The sequence below is a fragment of the Kocuria sp. CCUG 69068 genome (assembly GCF_020833785.1).
Lineage (GTDB): Bacteria > Actinomycetota > Actinomycetes > Actinomycetales > Micrococcaceae > Kocuria > Kocuria rosea.
In genome coordinates, this window is the sequence record NZ_PDDL01000211.1 from 1 (window position 1) to 2,362 (window position 2,362).

Here is a 2,362-nt window from a genome sequence, read left to right on the forward strand (position 1 = left end):
CGAGCGCGCTCCGCGGCCGGCCCCCGAACCGGCCCCCGAGGTGCCGTGGAACGACGTCCCGGTGCCCGCGGCCCTGCACCGGGCGCACCTGCGCCGGCCCGCCGTGCCCGGGGGCTCCGCCCGGCCCGAGGCCTGAACCGCGCGTCCCCGGCCGGTTCCGCACCGTGCCCGTGCTCCGCCCCTAGGATGAGCCGCAGACCGCACCTGTCCGGTGCGGAAGGCTCTTCCCCCCGGAGCACCAGGAGTCCCCCCATGACTGTCCCTGCAACGACGCAGCCGGCCCACGAACTCCACACCGAGTTCCACACCGGTCTCCGCACCGAGAACCGCCACGAGAGCAGGCCGGCGCGGCACCACGAGACACCGGCCGACCGCCGCCCCGCCCCCTGGGCGCTGCCGGTGCCCGAGCCGGAGCAGGTGCCCCCCGTGGCGGTCGTCCTTGCGCCCGGTCTGCTCGAGCTCCTGCGGTGCCCCCTCACGGGCGGGACGCTGATCCCCGTGGACGCCGACCGGCTGATGAGCGACCGCCCGTTCCGAGACGGGGTGCACCCGGTCTATCCGATCGCCCACGGCATCGCCTGCCTGACCCCCGGGTGATGACGCACCGCACACGTCGCAGGGGGTCACGAAGGCGTTAACATTCGTGACCGATGGGTGGCGGGTGAGGTCCTGCGCGGACTGCGGACCTATCGTGGGAAGCAGTTCCCCAGCGTTCCCCCCACCCCCCAGACGCCCGAGGTGCCGCTTCCCATGCCCCTGTCCTCCTGCCCGGTTCCCGCGCCCCCCTCCCCGCGAGCGCTGCCGGCCCCCCGGCGCCTGGTCGCGCTGGGGGCCGTGACGGTCCTGCTCGCCACCGGCTGCGCCCAGGCCTCCGGGGCCCCCGCGGCAGAGCCGGCCGCCACCGCCCCGACGGCCACCGCCCCGACCGCCACCGTCCCGGCCACGCCGTCCCCGAGCGGGCCGGCCACGGCCGCACCGGCCGAGGTCACCGTCGCCCCCGCGGACGCGGCGGTCGAGCACAACCCCGTGGAACCGGTCGTGGTGCGCGCCGACGGGGGCGAGCTGACCGACGTCGTGCTGGTGCCCGCCGCCGGCGGGGAACCGGTGCCCGGGGAGCTCTCCGCCGACGGCCGCACCTGGACCAGCACCGCGGTCCTGGCCTTCGACACCCCCTACGTCCTGCACTGGAGCACCGCCTCCGGGACGGGACCGACCACGGGCACCAGCACGTTCACGACCGTCCTCGCGGCGCACGAGGTCGACGCGCGCCTCAACGTGGCCGAGGGCGGGGTCTACGGCACCGGTCAGGTCCTGGAGTTCACCTTCTCCGAGCCCGTCGTGCACAAGGAGCAGGTCGAGGAGGCCGTCACCGTGGACGGCGGCGGCGACCGGGCGGGCGCCTTCCGGTGGTACTCGGACACGATGCTGCGCTACCGCCCCGCCGAGAAGTGGGCGCCGCGCTCGGAGATCACGGTCTCCCTGGACCTCCTCGGACTCGACGTGGGCCACGGCATGGTGGGCAACCACGACCTGCGCCGGAGCTTCTCGACCGGCGCCGAGCACTACGCCCGGGTGGACAACGAGACCAAGACGCTGACCGCCTGGGTGGACGGCGAGGTCGCGGGGACGTTCCCCGTGACCCTGGGCAATCCGGACTGGCCCTCGACCACCGGGCAGAAGGTCATCATGGAGCAGGCCCCGACGTACCTGTTCAAGGCCTCCTCGCTGGAACTGGAGCCGGGGGACCCGCACTGGTACGACACGTTCTGGGCCTCCAACGTGTCCCGGCTGACCGCCAGCGGCGAGTTCGTGCACCAGGCGCTGCCCTCCGCGCTGCCCGTCCTGGGGATCGCCAACGTCTCCCACGGATGCGTGGGCATGCCGCCCGAGGGCGCGAAGTTCATCCACGACGTGTTCCGGCCCGGGGACGTCGTGGAGGTCGTGGGCACCGGCTACCCGCAGGCCGATCCCGACGACGGGTACGGCGACTGGAACATCCCGCTCGAGCACTACGCGGACGAGGAGTGGAAGGGCGACTGGTGAGCCCCCGCCGGTGAGCCCCCGCAGGTGAGGGAGGGGGCCGGCGGTGGGTAGGATCGGGACCGGCCGGAGCGGACCCGCCCGCCCCGGACCACCGACCCCCTCCGACCGAAGGACCCGCCCGTGGCCACCCCCAGCAACGACAAGGCGCCCTGGCAGCAGGCAGACCCGCCCGCGGACGACCGGCAGCGCGAGGAGCCCGTGTGGACGGGCCTGCTCCCCGCCGTCGTCCCCGCGGAGAGCGCGTCCGAGGACGCGCACGACGACGACCGCCCCGGTGGGCGCGGCGGGAGCCGCGGCGCCGGGACGGGCCGCACGGGGG

General features: G+C 75.2%; 3 protein-coding genes. All 3 read left to right on the forward strand.

What is annotated here, in order from left to right:
• Positions 1-252: 252 nt before the first annotated feature.
• Entirely contained in the window at positions 253-597 is a 345-nt protein-coding gene (locus CRM73_RS18940; protein WP_229588762.1) for a hypothetical protein, read from the forward strand.
• A gap of 153 nt (positions 598-750) precedes the next feature.
• Complete coding sequence (locus CRM73_RS18945; protein ID WP_229588763.1) at positions 751-2,043, forward strand: Ig-like domain-containing protein; 1,293 nt, start codon at positions 751-753, stop codon at positions 2,041-2,043.
• Between the two features lie 120 nt (positions 2,044-2,163).
• On the forward strand, positions 2,164-2,362 hold a 199-nt coding region (locus CRM73_RS18950; RefSeq protein ID WP_229588764.1), incomplete at its 3' end, for a hypothetical protein.